Genomic DNA, 16,945 nt, shown 5'->3' on the forward strand with positions numbered 1-16,945 from the left:
AAAGAAGTGTGTGTGCGATCTGTCTCAGGCGGCTCACAGGCGACAGGATCCGCGGGAGGTACCTACTGAACCGCGCCGCACCTGAAGGCGCTTCACCATGGGGGAGGTTCCACTTGAGACGCACAGCAGCGTTCGGCTCAGCCGGCGCTCTGATCGCGGGCACGCTCATAGCGGGCGCGATAGCCGCACCGGCTGCCACCGCCGACGGCCGCCACCACAACGGCTCCGAGGCGCGCGGCGTCCAGCTGGCCGCGGCACGCGCCGCCAGGGCCGGCATCGACTGGGCGGACTGCCCGGCCGACTGGGCCATCGCCGCGCCGATCCAGTGCGGATGGGTCACCGTCCCGCTCGACTACGCGCGGCCCGACGGCAAGCAGATCAAGATAGCCGTCGACCGGCACGTCAGCACCGGAACCAGCGGTGAGCGCCAGGGCGCCCTGATCTACAACCCCGGCGGCCCCGGCGGCTCGGGCATGGCGTTCCCCAAGCGCATCGTCACCAAGAACCCGCTCTGGGCCAACGCGGCGAAGGCCTACGACTTCGTCGGCTTCGACCCCCGCGGCGTCGGCCACTCGGCGCCGATCTCCTGCGTCGACCCGCAGGAGTTCGTCAAGGCGCCCAAGGCCGACCCGGTGCCCGACACCGAGGCCGACAAGCGCGCCCAGCGCAAGCTCGCCGCCGAGTACGCGGACGGCTGCGCCGAACGCAGCGGCGACATGCTGCCGCACATGACGACACCGAACACCGCACGCGACCTGGACGTCATCCGCGCCGCGCTCGGTGAGAAGAAGCTCAACTACCTGGGCGTCTCCTACGGCACCTACCTGGGCGCGGTCTACGGCACCCTCTTCCCGTCCCACGTCCGCCGCATGGTCGTCGACAGTGTCGTCAACCCGGCGAAGGACAACATCTGGTACCAGGCGAACCTCAACCAGGACATCGCCTTCCAGAAGCGCTGGGACGACTGGAAGGCCTGGGTCGCCGCCAACGACGCCACCTTCCACATCGGCACGACGCCGCAGAAGGTCGAGCAGGAGTGGCTGAAGCTGCGCGCAGCCGCGAAGAAGAGCCCGATCGGCGGCGTCCTCGGCCCCGCCGAGCTCATCGGCTTCTTCCAGAGCGCCCCGTACTACGACTCCGCCTGGGCGCCCACCGCCCGGACCTGGAGCGCCTACCGGGCCGGTGACACCCAGGCACTGATCGACGCCGCCGCCCCCGACCTGTCGGACACGGCGGGCAACATCCGGTCCGAGAACAGCAACGCCGTGTACACCGCGGTCGAGTGCGCGGACGCCAAGTGGCCCACCAACTGGCGCACATGGGACCGCGACAACACCCGGCTGCACCAGGACCACCCGTTCATGACCTGGGCCAACGCCTGGATGAACCTGCCCTGCGCGACCTGGCAGGCCAAGCAGCAGACCCCGCTGAACGTGCGCACCGGCAAGGGGCTGCCGCCGGTGCTGATCGTGCAGTCCACACGTGACGCCGCCACTCCCTACGAGGGCGCCGTCGAACTGCACAAGCGCTTCAAGGGTTCGCGGCTCATCACCGAGGAGGGCGCCGGCTCGCACGGCGTCACCGGGCTGGTCAACTCCTGCATCAACGAGCGGGTGGACAGCTACCTGCTCACCGGGAAGACCGACCGGCGCGACGTGACGTGCGCCCCGCACGCCACGCCGAAGCCGTAGCACCCGAGTGACAGGGACGGGCCGCCGGTAACCCACCGGCGGCCCGTCGCTGTCGCCGCGCCCGGCTCACACCTCCCGGTCGTACCGCTCCAGCCAGGCATCCTCTGCCGCGTAGTCGAAGAGGCCGGTCCCGTAGGTGCGCACCATCGCCGGATACGCGTCCGTCCAGTCACGGCCCGCCAGCTGCCCGGCGATCCACTCGACCGTCTCCGGCAGCGACTCGGCATAGCCCGTCACCGCCCGGTAGCCGAGCTCCCGCTCCGCGGCGCTCATGTCGTACACGACGGGATGGGGAGTGCTCCAGGGCGTGTCGCCCACGCCTTCCGGTGTGGCAGCCCCCGGCATCAGTACGGTCTGCGCGCTCCGGCCCAGCACCGCGTCCACCGCCTCACCGATCTCGGCGACCGTCGGCGCCTGCGGATCGGCGGCGTTGAGCACCCGCGAGCCCGGCTGCAGAGCGGCGAGACGGATCAGCTCCGCCACATTGGACGCATGGACGGGATGGAATCGCGAGGTTCCCCCGTAGGCCAGGACCCGCCGCGTACGGCCGTCCAGGGCCCGCTTCACGAAATAGAGCTCCCGCGGTGAGCGGCAGTACGGGCCGTGGACCGCGCCCGCCCGCAACAGCGTGACCGGCAGCGAGTCACCCGCCGCCAGCAGGTCCCGCTCCAGCCGGATCTTCCGCGTCGCATAGGTGGCCCCGCCCGGTGCGACCGTGGCCTGCGACTCCGCAACCGGCACCGGGTAGCGAGGCGCCCCGTCCGGCTCACCCTGGGTATCGAAACTCCTGCCTCGGCCGTCCTCGTACACCGCACCGCTGGAGATCACCACCGCGGAGCCGACCCGGTCCGCGAGCGCCGTCAGCTGACGGGCGTGCCGCTCGCCGTACGCCACCATGTCCACCAGCACGTCACAGCCGTCGCCGAGCGCCGCGGCGAGCGCGCCGTCCTCGTCGCGGTCCAGCGCGGCCGTCCGGACGTCCTCGTGCCGGCTCGTGTCACGGCCACCACCGCGCGAGGCGGCGGTGACGTCCCAGCCGTCCTCGACGAGCGAGCGCACCGCGGCCCGTCCGATCTGACCCGTCGCTCCCAGTACCCATGCGTGTCCTTTGCCCATGCACCGCACGCTAGGGGCTCTGCGGGCGCCCGGACCAGCGAGGTTCACCGAGCGCGAATCCGCTGTCAGCGTCGCCGTTTGGGGAACCTTCCGGCGCCTTCGGCCTGTTCGGCCGCCTTCACCTTGGCCGCGTACTCGTCGACGTACTCCTGACCGGAGAGACCGAGGATCGCGTACATGATCTCGTCCGTCACCGCCCGGATCGCCGCCTTCTCGTTCTCCAGGCCGGCGTAGCGGGAGAAGTCCAGCGGTTCGCCGAAGCGGATGGTGACCTGCTTGATGCGCGGGACGACCTTCCCGGGCGGCTGGATCTCGAACGTGCCGACCATCGCGCACGGCACCACCGGGACCTGTGCCCGGATGGCCATCACGGCCACACCGACCTTGCCCTTGTAGAGCCGCCCGTCGTGCGAACGGGTGCCCTCCGGGTAGATGCCGAGCAGCTCACCCCTGGCCAGCACTCCGAGCCCTTCGCGGATCGCCGCCTGCCCCGCTTCCTTTCCCGACCGGTCCACCGGGATCTGGCCGATGCTGTGGAAGAACGCCGCGGTCAGCCGGCCCTTCAGACCGGGCCCGGTGAAGTACTCCGCCTTCGCGAGGAAGGTAACCCTCCGCTTGATGATCGCCGGCATCAGGAAGTGGTCGGAGAAGGACAGATGGTTGCCGGCGATGATCGCCGCGCCGTCCGCGGGAATGTTCTCCATCCCCTTGACGACGGGGCGGAAGAACAACCGCAGCAGCGGCCCCAGGACGACGTACTTGAGTACGTAATAGAACACGGGCGGCTCCAAGCTCTGCCGGATGGGCTCCGGGGCTGCGTTTTCCCAGGTCAGCGGATACCTCTGGGGGAACAGCCTAGGGCCGACCGGTGATTCCCGTAACCGTCCGCGACCGTGCGGGCCTGAAGTCGCACGCATGGGCGCAGATCCGGATGGCTCAAGGGCACGGGAGCCCGGGTTGCCCTGCCCCGGGCCGGGGCGGCTCAGGGACAGTACTGCGGTGCCTGGTCGAGGTTGTTCTTCGTGACGAGGACCAGGGGAACGGAGTCGATCCGGGCAGCCTTCTTCCCGGCGAGCAGCGCCAGGGTGTTCCTGACGGCCAGGGTCCCGTTCGCCAGAGGGGAGTTGGTGACCGTGGCGGACAACTGCCCGCTCCTGATCGCGGCCAGGCCCTTGTCGGTTCCGTTCACCGTGACGATCGCGACCGCCTGCGCCCCGGCCGCGTCGAAGGCCTTGCGCACCGCGAAGGCCATCTCCTCGTTGGCGACGAACGCGTAGTCCAGACCCGGGTGTTCCCGGATCATGGTGGCTGCGACGGCCGACGCCTGCACCGGGTCGAACATGCCGGGCCGACTGGCCACGATCTCGGCGTTGCCGGGCAGCGCGGCGGTGAAACCCGAGACGAGCAGGTCGGAGGCCGCGCCSGGCGCACCGGCGACGACACCGACCTCGGACTGCTTGCCGTTCGCGTTCTCGCCGATCCACTCGGCGTCGAGACGGCCCGCCTGTTCGAGGTCCACGACGACCGCCCCGAGGATGTCCGAGGTGTCCTTCGGTACCACCGAGGTCAGGAAGACGGGCGTGCCGGCGCTCCGGGCCCGGGCGATGTCGCCCGGCAGGGCGTCGATGTCCACGGGCTGAACGATCAGCGCGTCCACCTTCCAGGACGTCATCTTCCCGATGTTGTCCAGCTCCTTCGCCGCGTCCTGCTGCGAGTTCGCGGTGAACAGTTTGACGCCCGCGCTCTCGGCCGCGAGTTCGACGGCGCCCTGGAGACAGGTGTGGAAATCGGTGTGGGCCCCGTTGACGAATCCGAGCGTGACCGCGGTGTCGTCGCCCGCACCGGAGCCGCCACCGCAGCCGCTCAGCACGAGAGCCGCGCCGGCGGCCGATGCGGTCAGTGCTCGGCGGGAAGTGCGGGGTCTCTTCGGTTCATCTGGTCCGTCCTGGGGGAGGAGCACGGGGAGTACCGCCTTTCGTGGGGCTGGTCAGCCCATCTGGTCCTGCGGCGAGAGGTGTTCCACCGTCACCCCGGTCTCGGTGAACGTGCGGGTCACGTGCCCCGAGCTGTAGACCCACAGGATCCGCAGCGGCGTATCGCCCACGTTCCGGAAGAGGTGCGGGACGGGAGCGGGGACATAGGTGGTGTCGTAGCGCTCCAGACGGGTCACCTCTCCGTCGATCACCACCTCGGCGTCGCCGTCGAGGACCGTGACGTGCTCGTCGCAGTTGTGCGAGTGCAGGGGCGCCCCGGAGCCGACCGGGTAGACGCTGATCCCGCTGGTGATCCGGTTCTCGCCACGAGCGGAGACCGTGGTGACCAGGGGCGTGGTGACGACGGCGCCGCCGCGGTCGAGCAGGGGGACGGCGCCGGCCTTGATGACGGTGGGCATCGGAGGGTTCCTCTTTCGGCAGGGCTGCGCCGAACGACGTGAGGGCCTGTCCGGCGGTTCGGGGTCGGACAGACCCTAGGGCCAGGAACCGGGATGTGATGCCCTCCGGTATGCAGTTTTACCTTGCACGTCAGGAGGGATGTGGTTGCCGGATACGGGGGTACGGTCGGCCACCATCGCACGGCGGAACCGGACCGTGCCCGAGGCAAAGGCGGATCGCCGACATGAGGCTCCCCGTACTCACCGAACACGAAATGACTCCGCCCCAGAAGAAGCTGGCCGCGCGCATCACGGCCCGCCGCGGCGCGGTTCGGGGGCCGTTCCGGGTCTGGCTGCACAGCCCTCAGATGTGCGAGCGCGCCGAGTCGCTCGGCGCTTTCGCCCGCTTCGACTGCAGCCTTCCCGAGCATCTGCGCGAACTCACCCTGCTGCTCGCCGCCCGCAACTGGGACGCCCAGTACTCCTGGAACGCGCACGTACGCTCCGCGATCGAGGCCGGGGTGCCCGAGGAGGCGGTCCGGGCCATCGCCGAACAGCGCCGGCCGGTGTTCGGGAACGAGCCGGACCAGGCGTTCTACGAGTTCTGCCGGGAGATCCTCCAGGACCACTTCGTGTCCGACGACACCTTCGCCCTGGCCCACGAGCACTTCGGTTCGCAGGGCCTGGTCGACACCATCGGGGCGCTCGGCAACTTCACCATGCTCGGCATGTGTCTCAACGCCTTCCAGGTGGACCTCCAGGCCGACCGCGAGCCCCCCTTCCCGGACATCCGCGGCTTCGAGCGGGTCGCCCGTGACGGCAACGGGCACCGGCCGTGACCGAGCGGACCGGCACGGACCCCGGGCGGACCGGCACGCACACCGGGCGAGTCGGCACGGATTCCGGGCGGACCGGCACGGACCCCGGGCGGACCGGCACGGACACCGGGCGAGTCGGCACGGATTCCGAGCGGACCGGCACGGACCCCGGGCGGACCGGCACGGACCCCGGCAACGGCGCCGACCGCTCCGCACCTGTGGTGCGGGTCCGCGGGATCACCAAGGGCTTCGGCGGGGTCGCGGCGCTCAAGGGCGTCGACCTGGACCTGTATCCGGGGGAGATCCACGCACTCATGGGCATGAACGGTGCCGGCAAGTCGACACTCGTCCAGGTCCTCTCCGGAGTGCACCAGGCGGACGCCGGCACCATCGGCGTCGACGGGCACGACCACTCCGGTCTCACGGTGCGCAAGGCCCGCCACCTCGGCATCGCCTTCGTTCCGCAGCGCCGCGAGCTGGTCATGGGCCTGAGCGTGGCCGAGAACATCATGCTCGGCGACCTGCCGCGACGCGGCGGCTTCGTGAGCCGGCCGCAGATGCTCTCCCGGGCCCGGGAGGCGCTCGCGGGTCTGGGCATCGAGATCGACGTACGGCGTACCGCGGGCGAACTCACCGTCGCCGAGCAGACGATGGTCGAGGTCGCCCGGGAGGTCCGGCGCGGCGGACGCGTGCTCATCCTCGACGAGCCGACCGCGTGCCTCGGTGCGGAGGCCGCCGGCCGGATCAGGGGCCTGGTCCGCAGGCTGCGCGACGAAGGCGTCGCCGTCGTCTACATCTCGCACTACATCGACGAGGTGCTGGGCCTCGCGGACCGGGTCACGGTGCTGCGCGACGGAAGCGTGGTGCGCAGCGCACCGGCCGACGGGTTCCACGCGGGGGAGCTCGTACGGGCGATGGTCGGCCGGGACGTGGTGTCGCACCGGCCGGAGCGGCCCGCGCCCGCCGACGAGATCGGACTGGCGATCCGTGGCCTCACGCACGGACGGTCCATCCGCGACTTCACCACGCAGGTCCGCAAGGGCGAGGTCGTCGCGGTGCTCGGCCCCGCCGGTGACGCCCAGTCCTGCCTGTTCGACCTGCTCTCCGGGCGGCAGCGTCCGCTGAGCGGGGAGCTGCACGTGGACGCCACGCCCGTGCCGCTGGGGCGGGTGCCGGCCTCTCTCGCGAGCGGGCTGCGGTGCGTCACCGGGGACCGCCGGGCCCTGGGACTCGTGCCGGGGCTGTCCGTGGACGAGAACCTCATGCTGGCCGACGACCGGTTCCACCGGAGGAGGCTGCACCGCCGTGGAGAGCTGGCCCGGCGCTCGGCGGCCCGGCGCAAGGACTACGGCGTCGTGACGCTCGGCGGTGACCCGCCGGTCGGCAGCCTGTCCGGCGGCAACCAGCAGAAGGTCCTGCTGGCCAAGTGGCTGGAGACGGCCCCCACGGCCTGCTTCCTCGAAGACCCGACCAACGGTGTGGACGTCGCCGCCGTGGCGGACATCCACACGCTCATCGACGCCCTCGCCGCGCGGGGAGTCGCGGTTCTGCTCGCCTCCTCGTCCGCGGAGGAGGCGATGCGTCTGGCCGACCGGATCCTCGTGGTCAGGGCGGGGCGCACCGTCGCGGAGTACGAGACCACCGCCATCACCCGCGACGAACTCGTCGCCACCGCCCTCGGAGGAGCGCCGCAGTGAGCCTGAAATCCCCCTCCGTCGCCCCTGACCGGGCGACCGCGCCGGCCACCGCCCGGCCCCGCCCGACGCTCAGCTCGCTGGGCCGGATCCCTCACGGCGGACTGATCGCCGTGCTGATCCTGATGATCGTCTTCACCGCTCTGCGGGCCGACTCCTTCACCACCTCGCAGAACCTCCTCAACATCCTCCGCCAGATCAGCGTGACCGCCGTCATCGCGGGCGGTCTCACCCTGCTGATGACGGCGGGCGGCATGGACTTCTCCATGGGCAGCAACGCCGCCGTGACCACCGCGGTCGCCGCGCAACTGCTCTCCCATGGACAGTCCACGACCGTCACCGTGATCGCCACCCTGCTGCTGGCCACCCTGATCGGCCTGGTGAACGGCCTGGTCGTGACCTTCACCAGGGTGGCGCCGTTCGTCGCCACCCTGGCGACGGCCATGCTCCTCGACGGTGTCGCCCTGCTCGTCCTGAACGGCATGAGCATCTCCATCGGCGACAGGATGTCCGCGCTCGGCAACTCCAAGCTCCTGGGCATCCCCTGGCTGCTGATCGTGGCCGTCGTGGTCCTGGTGGCCGTCGGCCTGGCGATGCGGTTCACCACGTTCGGCCGCGACGCCTTCGCGATGGGCGGCAACGAATACGTCGCCCGGCTGAGCGGCATCAACGTGCCCGCCCGCAAGCTCGCCCTCTACGCACTGGCCGGCGGGCTGTCCGGACTGGCCGGCCTGATGCTCCTCTCCCGCCTGGGCGCCAGCGCACCCAACACCGGAGGCCTCCAGCTCCAGCTCACCGCCGTGGCCGCCGTGGTCATCGGGGGCACGCTGCTGGTCGGCGGGCACGGCACGATTCCCGGCACCGTGCTCGGCGTGATCCTCCTGGGCGTCGTCGCCAACGCGCTGAACCTGCTCCAGGTCAACAGCTACTACCAGCCCGTCGTCACCGGTGCGGTGCTCCTCGTCGCGGCCGTCGTCAACGAGTTCAACCGCAGGTCCGGACCGGGTCACTGACCCACGCCGCCGGCTCCCCCCACGCCCTTCCCGTCAATGTCGCAGGAAAGGTCCCACCTCCATGTCTTCGACCACCCGCTCCCGCCGCGTTCTCGCGGTCTCGCTCGCCGGCGTCGCCGCGCTCCTCCTCTCCGGATGCTCCGAGGGAGCCGACGGCGGATCCGGTGACGGCTCCACCTCGCTGGGATTCGTCAACGGCGCCAACACCCACTTCCACACCTGTCTGCTCAAGGCGGTCGAGCAGACGGCCGAGGTGAAGGGGGCGAAGCTGTACTCCGCCAACTCCAAGCAGGACGCGGGCACCGAACTGTCCAACATCGAGGACATGATCGCCCGCAACGTCAGCGCGCTGATCGTCCAGACCGTCAACGTCGACGCCCTCGAAGGAGACATCACCAAGGCGAAGAACGCGGGCATCCCGATCTATCTCACCTCGGTCGCCACCGACGACCTCTCCGACATCCTGGGCGCCGCCGTCGTCGACCTCAAGAAGGTCGGCGCCATGGACGCCGGATGGATCGAGAAGGACGCGGCCGGCAAGCAGGTACAGGTCGGYGTSGTCGCCGGTGCGCCCGGCGCCGCGTCCGACCTGCTCGTCGGCGGCTTCAAGGCGGCACTCCCCGCCACCGCGAAGGTGGTGGCGAACCAGCCCGGCATGTTCAACCCCGCCAAGGCGCAGGATGTCGCCGAGAACATGATCCAGGCCCATCCCGACCTCGACTACGCCTTCGTCGCCAACGAGGAGATGGCCTTCGCCGTCCGCAAGGCCTTCGACGCCGCCGGCGCCAAGGACGTCAAGATCGTCTCCGTGAACGGGACGGAGGAGGGGATCGCCGCCGTCCGGGCGGGCACCCTCTCCGCCACCGTGGCCAACTCGGCGATGACGATCGGGCAGACCGCCGTCGAGAAGGCTCTGGCCCTGCTCGCCGACAAGAACGGCGACAAGATCAGCAATGTTCCGTTGACTCTTGTCACCAAGGACAACGTGGCGCAAGCTCCTCAATACTGCCCCAAGTAGCCCGGACGGGCGGGTTTCCGCTGCCCGGAAGCGGCTCGGTCACAGCAAACGCCCGTACCCTCACGACCCCGGCCCCAGGCCGGCGGCAGCAACCCCCGCCCTGACGCACGACCGGCCCCGGGTCCACCCGCCCCGGGGCCGCCCGGAGGATCCATGGACCGCCTGCTCGTCATGCACAGCTTCGTCACCGTCGCCCAGACGGGCAGCTTCAACGGAGCCGCCAAGAAACTGGGCTCGTCGGGCTCACTGGTCTCACGGCACGTGGCCGAACTGGAACGACAGGTGGGCGTACGCCTCGTCCATCGCACCGCGCGCTCGGTGAGCCTGACCGAGCAGGGGCAGAGATACGCGGAATTCTGCATACGCATTCTCGGGGAGATAGAGACGGAGGACGCGTCCATAGCCCACCTTCACGACCGCCCCGAAGGGGCGCTGAGCATCAGCTGTCCGAAATGGATAGGCAGCCTCGATCTCGGCGACGCCATCGCCGCATTCTCCGCGGCACATCCGAAGATTCAGGTGCGCTTCGAACTCGGCGGAATGTCCGACCGGACCTACGACTTCCTGGAGGGCGGCTTCGACGTCGCGTTCCACACCCGGGATCTGCGCGACTCCGGCGTACGCCTCAAGAAGATCGCGTCCCTGCCCTTCATGCTGTGCGCCGCCCCCTCGTACCTGAAGCGCCACGGGGCGCTGACCGAGCCCAACGGCGTCGCCTCCCACGACTGCCTCGTGCACGTCAACGACCCGGTCTGGCGCATCGGCCACGGACACGCCTCCACGCTGCACAAGATCCGCAACGTCGCGTTCTCGTCCAACTCCTACATCGCGCTGCAGAAAGCCGCCGTCCACGGCCGCGGCATCGGGCTGCTGCCCCAGCGGTCGGCGTACGACGACCTGCTGTCCGGGGCGCTGGAGATCCTCCTTCCCGAACGAGGCGTCCCCGACCGCCCGCTCTTCGCCATCTACGGACCCGGCCCCTCCACGCCCCGAAAAGTCGGCGTCTTCCTCGAATTCCTCACCGAATGGTTTTCCAAGAACCCCATTCCGCGCATTCCGGAAAACATCTGAGCACCAGGCCGCATGCCGTGCAATCAAGGATTGCGGAGCCTGCACGGCAGGACCGTTGAGGCGTGCGCCCGGTAAATCTAGGATCGCCGGGAACGGGTACCGGTCCGCATGCACGCATCATCCGAAGTGAGGAATCCATGGGGATCCAGCGAATCGAATCCGTCACCTACGGCGTCGAGGTACTCGAGGAGTCTGTGCGGTTCTTCGAAGACTTCGGCCTCTTCCTGGTGGAACGGACCGAGGAGCACGCAGTGTTCGAGACCCTCGCCGGCCAGACCGTTCACCTGGACACCTGCCCCGGACCGCTGCTCCCGCCCCCGGTCGAGGACGGCCCCACTCTCCGCGAGGTCGTGTGGGGCGTCGACACCGCCGGGGAACTGGCGCGGCTCGTGGACACGGTGCGCGCGGACCGCCCCGTGCACAGCACCCCCGACGGGATCCACCGCACCGTCGACCTGTCCGGCTTCGGGGTGGGCCTCACCCTCGCCAGGCCCAGGCCCCTGCCGGACGGTTCCCGGACCGCCAACGTCTCCGGTGACATCACCCGCTGGAACGCCCCGCTGGAGACGGTCGGACAGGTCCGGCCGCTGCGGATGTGCCACGTCGCCCTCAACATCGAAAAGGAGGGCCGGGAGCGGGCCGTCGCCTTCTACACCGGCCTCCTGGGCTTCCGGCCGACGGATGTCGTGGAGCCCATGGGCGTGTTCATGCAGGCACCCGGCGACGACGACCAGCACACCTTCCTGCTGTGCCACCGCCCCGACCGGGCGGGCGTCAACCACATCGCCTACGAGGTACCCGGCTTCGACGACGTGGTCGAAGGCGGCAACCACATGATCGAGCGCGGCTGGCGGGAGGCCCGGAAACTGGGCCGGCACACCATCGGCTCCAACGTCTTCCGCTTCCTGCACGCCCCGTGCGGAGGCCGCGTGGAGTACGCCTGCGACATGGACCGGGTCGACGAGACCTTCGAGACCCGTGTCCACACGACCGCGCCCCCGCACACCATCTGGTCGCTGCGCTCCAACCGGGACGCCCAGGACACCCCGGCCTCCTGAACCGCCACCTCCCCCTCCGTTTTCCCGAGAGGCACCCACTCATGACCACCGAGCACGGCTACCCGCCCGTCCGCATGTTCATCGCGGGCGAGTGGTGCCAGGGCAGCACCGGACGGACGTCCACCGTCGTCAACCCCGCGACCGAGCAGGTGATCGGCGAGGTCCCCCTGGCCGCACCCGCCGACCTGGACCGCGCCGCCGAGGCCGCCGCCGAGGGCTTCGAGACCTGGCGCGACACCCCGATCGCCCGCCGCACCGCGATCCTGCACGCCGCCGCCGACCTCGCCACGGAACGCTCCGGGACCATCGGCCGCATCATGACCCTGGAACAGGGCAAGCCGCTGGCCGAAGCCGCCGGCGAGGTCTGCCGGGTCGCCGACTCGCTGCGCTGGCACGCCGACGACGCCCGGCGCGCCTACGGCCGCATCATCCCCGCCGCCCCCGGCACCGTCCTCACGGTGCGGCGCGAGCCGGTCGGCCCCGTCGCGGCCTTCGTCCCGTGGAACTTCCCGGCGGGCTCTCCGATGCGGAAGATCTCCGCCGCCCTCGCCGCGGGCTGCTCGATCGTCATCAAGGCGTCGGAGGAGACCCCCGGGACGGCCTGCGCGCTGGTGCGCTGCTTCGAGGACGCCGGTGTCCCGGCAGGAGCCCTCAACCTCGTCTTCGGCGAGCCGGCGGAGGTCTCCGCGCGGCTCATCGCCCACCCGGTCATCCGGCTGGTCGCCTTCACCGGCTCGGTGCCCGTCGGCAAGCTGCTCGCCGCCGACGCCGGCGCACGGATGAAGCCCTCGCTGATGGAGCTCGGCGGGCACGCCCCGGTCATCGTCTGCGCCGACGCCGACCCGGCCGTCGCGGCGCGCCGCGCGGCCGGAGCGAAATTCGCCAACGCCGGGCAGGTGTGTACGTCGCCGAGCCGGTTCCTGGTCCACGAGAGCCTCGTCGAGGAGTTCACCGCGGCATTCGTGAAGGCCGCCGAGGGCGTGCGGGTCGGCGACGGGCTCGACGCCGCTACCACCATGGGGCCGCTCGCCAACGAACGCCGGCTGGCGGCGATGGAACGCCTCACCGCCGACGCCGTGACCCGGGGCGCGACCGTCGCCCTCGGCGGCGAGCGCATCGAGGGACCGGGCTACTTCTACCCGCCCACCGTCCTGACCGGCGTCCCCGCCGACGCACTCGTGATGACCGAGGAGCCCTTCGGCCCGATCGCCCCCATCGTCTCCTTTGCCGGACTGGACGAGGCGCTGGCACAGGCCAACTCCCTTCCGTACGGGCTCGCCGCCTACGGATTCACCGAGTCCGCGGCCACCGCCGAACGCCTGGCGAGCGGACTCCAGGCGGGCATCGTGTCGCTCAACCACTGCGGTGGCTCCGTCCACGAGGCGCCCTCCGGCGGAATGAAGGACAGCGGCTACGGGCGCGAGGGCGGCCCGGAGGGACTGGACGGCTACCTCGTCACCAAGCGCGTCTCCCACCTGCTCGCCGGCTGAACACCCATGAGATACACACGTGTCGCGGCCGGCGGGATGGCGGTGTGGGGCCGCGTCCACGACGATCATGTCGAGCTGCTGTCCGAGTCACCGCTGGCCGGGCGGCCGACCGTCATCGGCAGCGTGGCCACGGCCGACGCCGTGTGGCTGCCGCCCGTCGTCCCGCCCGTCTTCTACGCCGTCGGGCTGAACTACACCCGGCACATCGAGCACGCCCGCGCGCTGGGCAACATCGCGGCGGTCATGCCCGAGCGGCCGGAGATCGGATACCGCGCCAACAACGCGCTGACCGGCCACCTCTCGCCCATCGTGAAGCCGCGGGAGGTGACCGGCAGATTCGAGGCCGAACCCGAACTCGTCGCCGTGATCGGCCGCACCCTGCGCCACGCCACGCACGAGGAGGCCAGGGACGCCGTCTTCGGCTGGACGATCGGCAACGACGTCAGCGCCCGCACCTGGCAGCACGAGGACCGCACCTTCTGGCGCAGCAAGAACGCCGACTCCTTCAAACCGATGGGGCCGTGGATCGAGACGGACGTGGACGCGCTCGCCCAGACGACGACCCTGCGGGTCGACGGCCGGGTGCGGGCCTCCTTCCCGACAGGCGGCATGGTGTTCGACCCGTACGACTACATCGTCGAGATGACCCGTTACCTCACCCTGCAGCCCGGCGACGTCCTGTGGATGGGCGCCGAGTCCACCTGCGGACTGGAACCGGGCAACACCGTCGAGGTCGAGATCAGCGGCATCGGCGTCCTGGCCAACCCCGTGCGGGAGGAGCCGGCGCGCCCGGTCCGCCACGCCCAGCCACCGAAAGGAAACGAGCCATGAGCAGGGAACCCCGCTACATCCATCACGTCAACTTCCCCACCACCGACCCCGACCGGACCGCGGAGTGGTACGCCAAGGTCTTCGGGATGAAGCGCATCATGCCCAGGTCCAACACCCGCGTGGTGCTGATGACCCGGGGCAACTTCGACCTGCACTTCACCCCGGTCGAGGAGATGGAAAGGATGGCGCCGTACCACTTCGCCGTCGAGGTCGACGACTGGGACGACTTCATGGCCCACCTGAAGGAACTGGGGATCCGGCACACCCGCCCGATCGAACGACCGGAGAACCAGTCCAAGTTCTGCTACATCCACGACCCCGACCACACCATGATCGAGCTGGTCTTCCACGGCAAGCGCCCCAACTGACCGGTTCTTGCGAGGAGATGTCCCATGCCCTACGCCGATTCCGACGGCACCTCCATCTATTACGAACGCCACGGCAGCGGCCCAGCGATCCTCTTCGTGCACGGATCGGGCGGCCATCACGCCGCATGGTGGCAGCAAGTGGCAGCACTCCGAGACGAGTTCACGGTCGTCACCGTCGACCTGCGCGGTTTCGGCAAGTCCGACTCGTCCATGCCGGAGTTCGACGGGCAGGACTTCCCCGGCGACGTCGTCGCCGTCCTGGAGGCCGAGCAGCTGACCGACGTCATGGTCGTCGGCCAGTCCATCGGCTCCGTCGCCGCCCTGCGCGCCGCCCTCCAGCGCCCCGACCGGGTGTCCGCCGCCGTGCTCGGCCACTCCCTGGGCGGCATCAGCCACCCGGAACTCACCGAGCTGGCCGCCGCAGACCGGGCCGAGGCCGTCAAACTGCCCGTCATCGACCGGCTGCTCACGAAGGACTTCCAGCAGGAACGGGCCGGTCTCACCTTCCTGTTCCAGCAGATGGGCACCTTCAACGTCGCCAAGATGGCGGACCTGCGCAACCTTGACACCGACGGACCGAGCCTGGACGACATCCGGGACTCCGGGGTGAAGGTGGCCTTCCTGGCCGGCGAGAAGGACGCGGTCCTCAGCGTGAAGACCGTCACCCGCGCCCATGAAATGCTCCCGGGCTCCCACCTGGAGATCGTTCCCGGCGCCCCGCACTCCATGTACTGGGAGGCGCCCGCGCAGTACAACGCGGCCGTCGCCCGCCTGCGCCGCACCCTCACCGCACCGAAGGAATCAGTATGACCAGCCCGAAGGAAGCAGCATGAGCAGCATCGGCCTCGACGCCGCCGACGCGATCGCCGACGCCGTCATCGCGCGCGCCCGGGCGCTCGGGAAGGCCGTGAGCGTCGCCGTCGTGGACGCCGGCGGATTCCCGGTCAGCATCCGCCGTTCGGACGGTGCCAGACCGCTCACTCCGGACATCGCCCGCGCCAAGGCGTACACCGCGGCCGTGATGCAGCGGCCCGGAAAGATGCTGAAGAAGTGGCAGGAGAGCCAGCCCGTCTTCTTCTCCCAGCTCTCCCAGCTGCCCGGCGCGGCCATGCCGATCATGGCCGCCGACGGCAGCGTCACCGTCAAGAAGGACGGCGTGATCATCGGCGGCCTCGGCGTCGCCGGCGGCACCGCCGACGAGGACCAGCAGATCGCCGACGAGATCCTCGAAACCCTCGGCTACGAGCTGGAGTTCCCCGCCTGGGGCGTCCCCGGCAAGCCCACCGGCAAGGAGTGAGTCATGGCGGACACGTTCAACTACCGCATCGACCACCACGGCAGCCTGGTCCGCCCCGCGGCCCTGCTGACCGCCCGCGAGCGGTACGCACGGGGTGAGGCCGGGGCCGAGGCGCTCCAGGAGGCCGAACGCGCGGCGGTCGAGGAAGCGGTGACGTTCCAGCGCAGGTTGCGCACCACCGTGGTCACCGACGGCGACTTCCCGCGCGAGGACTTCCGCAGCGTCGTGCTCGACCACGTCTCCGGATTCCGGCGTACCGGCGAGGAGACCGACGGCCTGGCCCGCTGGGTGGCGGAGGCCCGTCCGAAGGCGGACGGCCCGCCGATGGCCGACGGGACGGCACGGTTCGCCGGACTGACGGTGATCGCGCCCAAGGTGTCGCTGCCCTCACCGGCCTATCTCGCCGCCACCTGCTTCGACCCGGACCGCGCCGGCGCCGGCGGCCCCGCCTCGGCCCGGGAGCTCGGTGAGGCACTGGCCGAGATCATCCACCGGGAGATCGCGCTGCTGGTCGCCCGCGGTGTGAAGCTCATCCAGCTCAACAACCCGCTGCTGCTCGCCCACACCGCGACCGGGGCCGCCGCACCCACCGCGCTCTCCTTCGAGGACGCGCTGGCCGTGGAGGCCCTGGCGGTAGCGCCGGGCGGCCGCCCCGAAGGCGTGCGCGTGGGCATCTGCCCGGGCTGGACCGCCCCCGGACAGGTGGACCGGGCCGCGGCCGAGCGCCTCTACACGACCGTGCCGGCGGACCGCTGGGTGCTGCCGTTCGACCGGGGCACGGCGGCCGAACTCGACCTCCTGGCCGCACTGCCCGAGGACCGGGACGCCTGTCTCGGCGTCGTCGACCCCCGGGTCGCCGCGATCGAGGAACTGGACACGGTGCTGACACGCATCGACGCGGCCGCCGAGGTCAAGGACCTGGAGGACATGGCCCTTTCGCCCTCCCGCGGCTTCGCCGACACCGCCGGCGGCCCGCTGCTGACCACGGAGGAGCAGCGCCGCAAGCTGGTCCTGGTTGAGACGCTGGCCCGCTACTGCTGGGGCAACGAGTTCTGACCGCACGCCGAAGGGCCGGGAAGCACCGCGGTGCTTCCCGGCCCCCACCGCAC

General features: G+C 70.5%; 17 protein-coding genes. 13 read left to right on the forward strand and 4 right to left on the reverse strand.

The window, feature by feature from the left end:
* Positions 1–113: 113 nt before the first annotated feature.
* The gene (locus EAO72_RS00955; RefSeq protein ID WP_148015258.1) at positions 114–1,691 is read left to right on the forward strand and encodes an alpha/beta hydrolase; all 1,578 of its coding nucleotides are present in this window, start codon (positions 114–116) and stop codon (positions 1,689–1,691) included.
* A 66-nt stretch (positions 1,692–1,757) separates the two neighbouring features.
* On the opposite strand, the gene EAO72_RS00960 is transcribed toward EAO72_RS00955, so the two are convergent.
* The 4 genes from EAO72_RS00960 to EAO72_RS00975 form a co-directional block, all read right to left on the reverse strand.
* Complete coding sequence (locus EAO72_RS00960) at positions 1,758–2,807, reverse strand: NAD-dependent epimerase/dehydratase family protein (protein ID WP_148015259.1); 1,050 nt, start codon at positions 2,805–2,807, stop codon at positions 1,758–1,760.
* A 65-nt stretch (positions 2,808–2,872) separates the two neighbouring features.
* Complete coding sequence (locus EAO72_RS00965) at positions 2,873–3,586, reverse strand: lysophospholipid acyltransferase family protein (RefSeq protein ID WP_148015260.1); 714 nt, start codon at positions 3,584–3,586, stop codon at positions 2,873–2,875.
* Positions 3,587–3,789: 203 nt separating this feature from the next.
* Entirely contained in the window at positions 3,790–4,677 is an 888-nt protein-coding gene (locus EAO72_RS00970; protein ID WP_261991257.1) for a sugar ABC transporter substrate-binding protein, read from the reverse strand.
* Between the two features lie 117 nt (positions 4,678–4,794).
* On the reverse strand, positions 4,795–5,199 hold the full coding sequence (locus EAO72_RS00975; RefSeq protein ID WP_148015261.1) for a cupin domain-containing protein: 405 nt from the start codon (positions 5,197–5,199) through the stop codon (positions 4,795–4,797).
* A 254-nt stretch (positions 5,200–5,453) separates the two neighbouring features.
* On the opposite strand from EAO72_RS00975, the gene EAO72_RS00980 reads away from it, so the two are divergent.
* The 12 genes from EAO72_RS00980 (at position 5,454) to EAO72_RS01035 (ending at position 16,892) form a co-directional block, all read left to right on the forward strand.
* Positions 5,454–6,017 carry a carboxymuconolactone decarboxylase family protein gene (locus tag EAO72_RS00980; RefSeq protein WP_148015262.1) on the forward strand — a complete coding sequence of 188 codons (564 nt, stop codon included), beginning with the start codon at positions 5,454–5,456 and terminating at the stop codon, positions 6,015–6,017.
* Positions 6,014–7,693, forward strand: coding sequence for a sugar ABC transporter ATP-binding protein (locus EAO72_RS00985; protein ID WP_261991258.1), 1,680 nt, complete (start codon positions 6,014–6,016; stop codon positions 7,691–7,693). The genes EAO72_RS00980 and EAO72_RS00985 overlap by 4 nt, the downstream gene beginning before the upstream one ends.
* On the forward strand, positions 7,690–8,703 hold the full coding sequence (locus EAO72_RS00990) for an ABC transporter permease (RefSeq protein ID WP_261991259.1): 1,014 nt from the start codon (positions 7,690–7,692) through the stop codon (positions 8,701–8,703). The genes EAO72_RS00985 and EAO72_RS00990 overlap by 4 nt, the downstream gene beginning before the upstream one ends.
* 61 nt (positions 8,704–8,764) lie before the next feature.
* The gene (locus EAO72_RS00995; protein ID WP_148015263.1) at positions 8,765–9,721 is read left to right on the forward strand and encodes a sugar ABC transporter substrate-binding protein; all 957 of its coding nucleotides are present in this window, start codon (positions 8,765–8,767) and stop codon (positions 9,719–9,721) included.
* A 153-nt stretch (positions 9,722–9,874) separates the two neighbouring features.
* A complete protein-coding gene (locus tag EAO72_RS01000; protein WP_148015264.1) occupies positions 9,875–10,792 on the forward strand; it encodes a LysR family transcriptional regulator in 918 nt (305 codons plus the stop codon).
* Between the two features lie 137 nt (positions 10,793–10,929).
* A complete protein-coding gene (locus tag EAO72_RS01005; RefSeq protein WP_148015265.1) occupies positions 10,930–11,850 on the forward strand; it encodes a VOC family protein in 921 nt (306 codons plus the stop codon).
* Positions 11,851–11,891: 41 nt separating this feature from the next.
* Positions 11,892–13,340, forward strand: coding sequence for an NAD-dependent succinate-semialdehyde dehydrogenase (locus EAO72_RS01010; protein WP_148015266.1), 1,449 nt, complete (start codon positions 11,892–11,894; stop codon positions 13,338–13,340).
* Positions 13,341–13,346: 6 nt separating this feature from the next.
* Entirely contained in the window at positions 13,347–14,171 is an 825-nt protein-coding gene (locus EAO72_RS01015) for a fumarylacetoacetate hydrolase family protein (RefSeq protein WP_148015267.1), read from the forward strand.
* The gene (locus EAO72_RS01020) at positions 14,168–14,539 is read left to right on the forward strand and encodes a VOC family protein (RefSeq protein WP_148015268.1); all 372 of its coding nucleotides are present in this window, start codon (positions 14,168–14,170) and stop codon (positions 14,537–14,539) included. Before EAO72_RS01015 ends, EAO72_RS01020 begins: the two co-directional genes overlap by 4 nt.
* A gap of 24 nt (positions 14,540–14,563) precedes the next feature.
* On the forward strand, positions 14,564–15,349 hold the full coding sequence (locus EAO72_RS01025; protein WP_148015269.1) for an alpha/beta fold hydrolase: 786 nt from the start codon (positions 14,564–14,566) through the stop codon (positions 15,347–15,349).
* Positions 15,350–15,368: 19 nt separating this feature from the next.
* Positions 15,369–15,836 (forward strand): GlcG/HbpS family heme-binding protein, encoded by a 468-nt coding sequence (locus tag EAO72_RS01030; protein ID WP_148015270.1) that lies wholly within the window; start codon positions 15,369–15,371, stop codon positions 15,834–15,836.
* Positions 15,837–15,839: 3 nt separating this feature from the next.
* Positions 15,840–16,892 carry a uroporphyrinogen decarboxylase/cobalamine-independent methonine synthase family protein gene (locus EAO72_RS01035; protein WP_148015271.1) on the forward strand — a complete coding sequence of 351 codons (1,053 nt, stop codon included), beginning with the start codon at positions 15,840–15,842 and terminating at the stop codon, positions 16,890–16,892.
* Positions 16,893–16,945: the final 53 nt, after the last annotated feature.

The sequence above is a fragment of the Streptomyces sp. OR43 genome (assembly GCF_008042275.1).
Lineage (GTDB): Bacteria > Actinomycetota > Actinomycetes > Streptomycetales > Streptomycetaceae > Streptomyces.

What these genes read in the sequence shown, in the direction of transcription:
- EAO72_RS00960 (WP_148015259.1), bottom strand. Translation starts at nt 2,807, where the DNA reads ATGGGCAAAGGACACGCATGGGTACTGGGAGCGACGGGTCAGATCGGA.
- EAO72_RS00975 (WP_148015261.1), bottom strand. Translation starts at nt 5,199, where the DNA reads ATGCCCACCGTCATCAAGGCCGGCGCCGTCCCCCTGCTCGACCGCGGC.
- EAO72_RS00980 (WP_148015262.1), top strand. Translation starts at nt 5,454, where the DNA reads ATGACTCCGCCCCAGAAGAAGCTGGCCGCGCGCATCACGGCCCGCCGC.
- EAO72_RS01000 (WP_148015264.1), top strand. Translation starts at nt 9,875, where the DNA reads ATGGACCGCCTGCTCGTCATGCACAGCTTCGTCACCGTCGCCCAGACG.
- EAO72_RS01005 (WP_148015265.1), top strand. Translation starts at nt 10,930, where the DNA reads ATGGGGATCCAGCGAATCGAATCCGTCACCTACGGCGTCGAGGTACTC.
- EAO72_RS01010 (WP_148015266.1), top strand. Translation starts at nt 11,892, where the DNA reads ATGACCACCGAGCACGGCTACCCGCCCGTCCGCATGTTCATCGCGGGC.
- EAO72_RS01015 (WP_148015267.1), top strand. Translation starts at nt 13,347, where the DNA reads ATGAGATACACACGTGTCGCGGCCGGCGGGATGGCGGTGTGGGGCCGC.
- EAO72_RS01020 (WP_148015268.1), top strand. Translation starts at nt 14,168, where the DNA reads ATGAGCAGGGAACCCCGCTACATCCATCACGTCAACTTCCCCACCACC.
- EAO72_RS01025 (WP_148015269.1), top strand. Translation starts at nt 14,564, where the DNA reads ATGCCCTACGCCGATTCCGACGGCACCTCCATCTATTACGAACGCCAC.
- EAO72_RS01030 (WP_148015270.1), top strand. Translation starts at nt 15,369, where the DNA reads ATGAGCAGCATCGGCCTCGACGCCGCCGACGCGATCGCCGACGCCGTC.
- EAO72_RS01035 (WP_148015271.1), top strand. Translation starts at nt 15,840, where the DNA reads ATGGCGGACACGTTCAACTACCGCATCGACCACCACGGCAGCCTGGTC.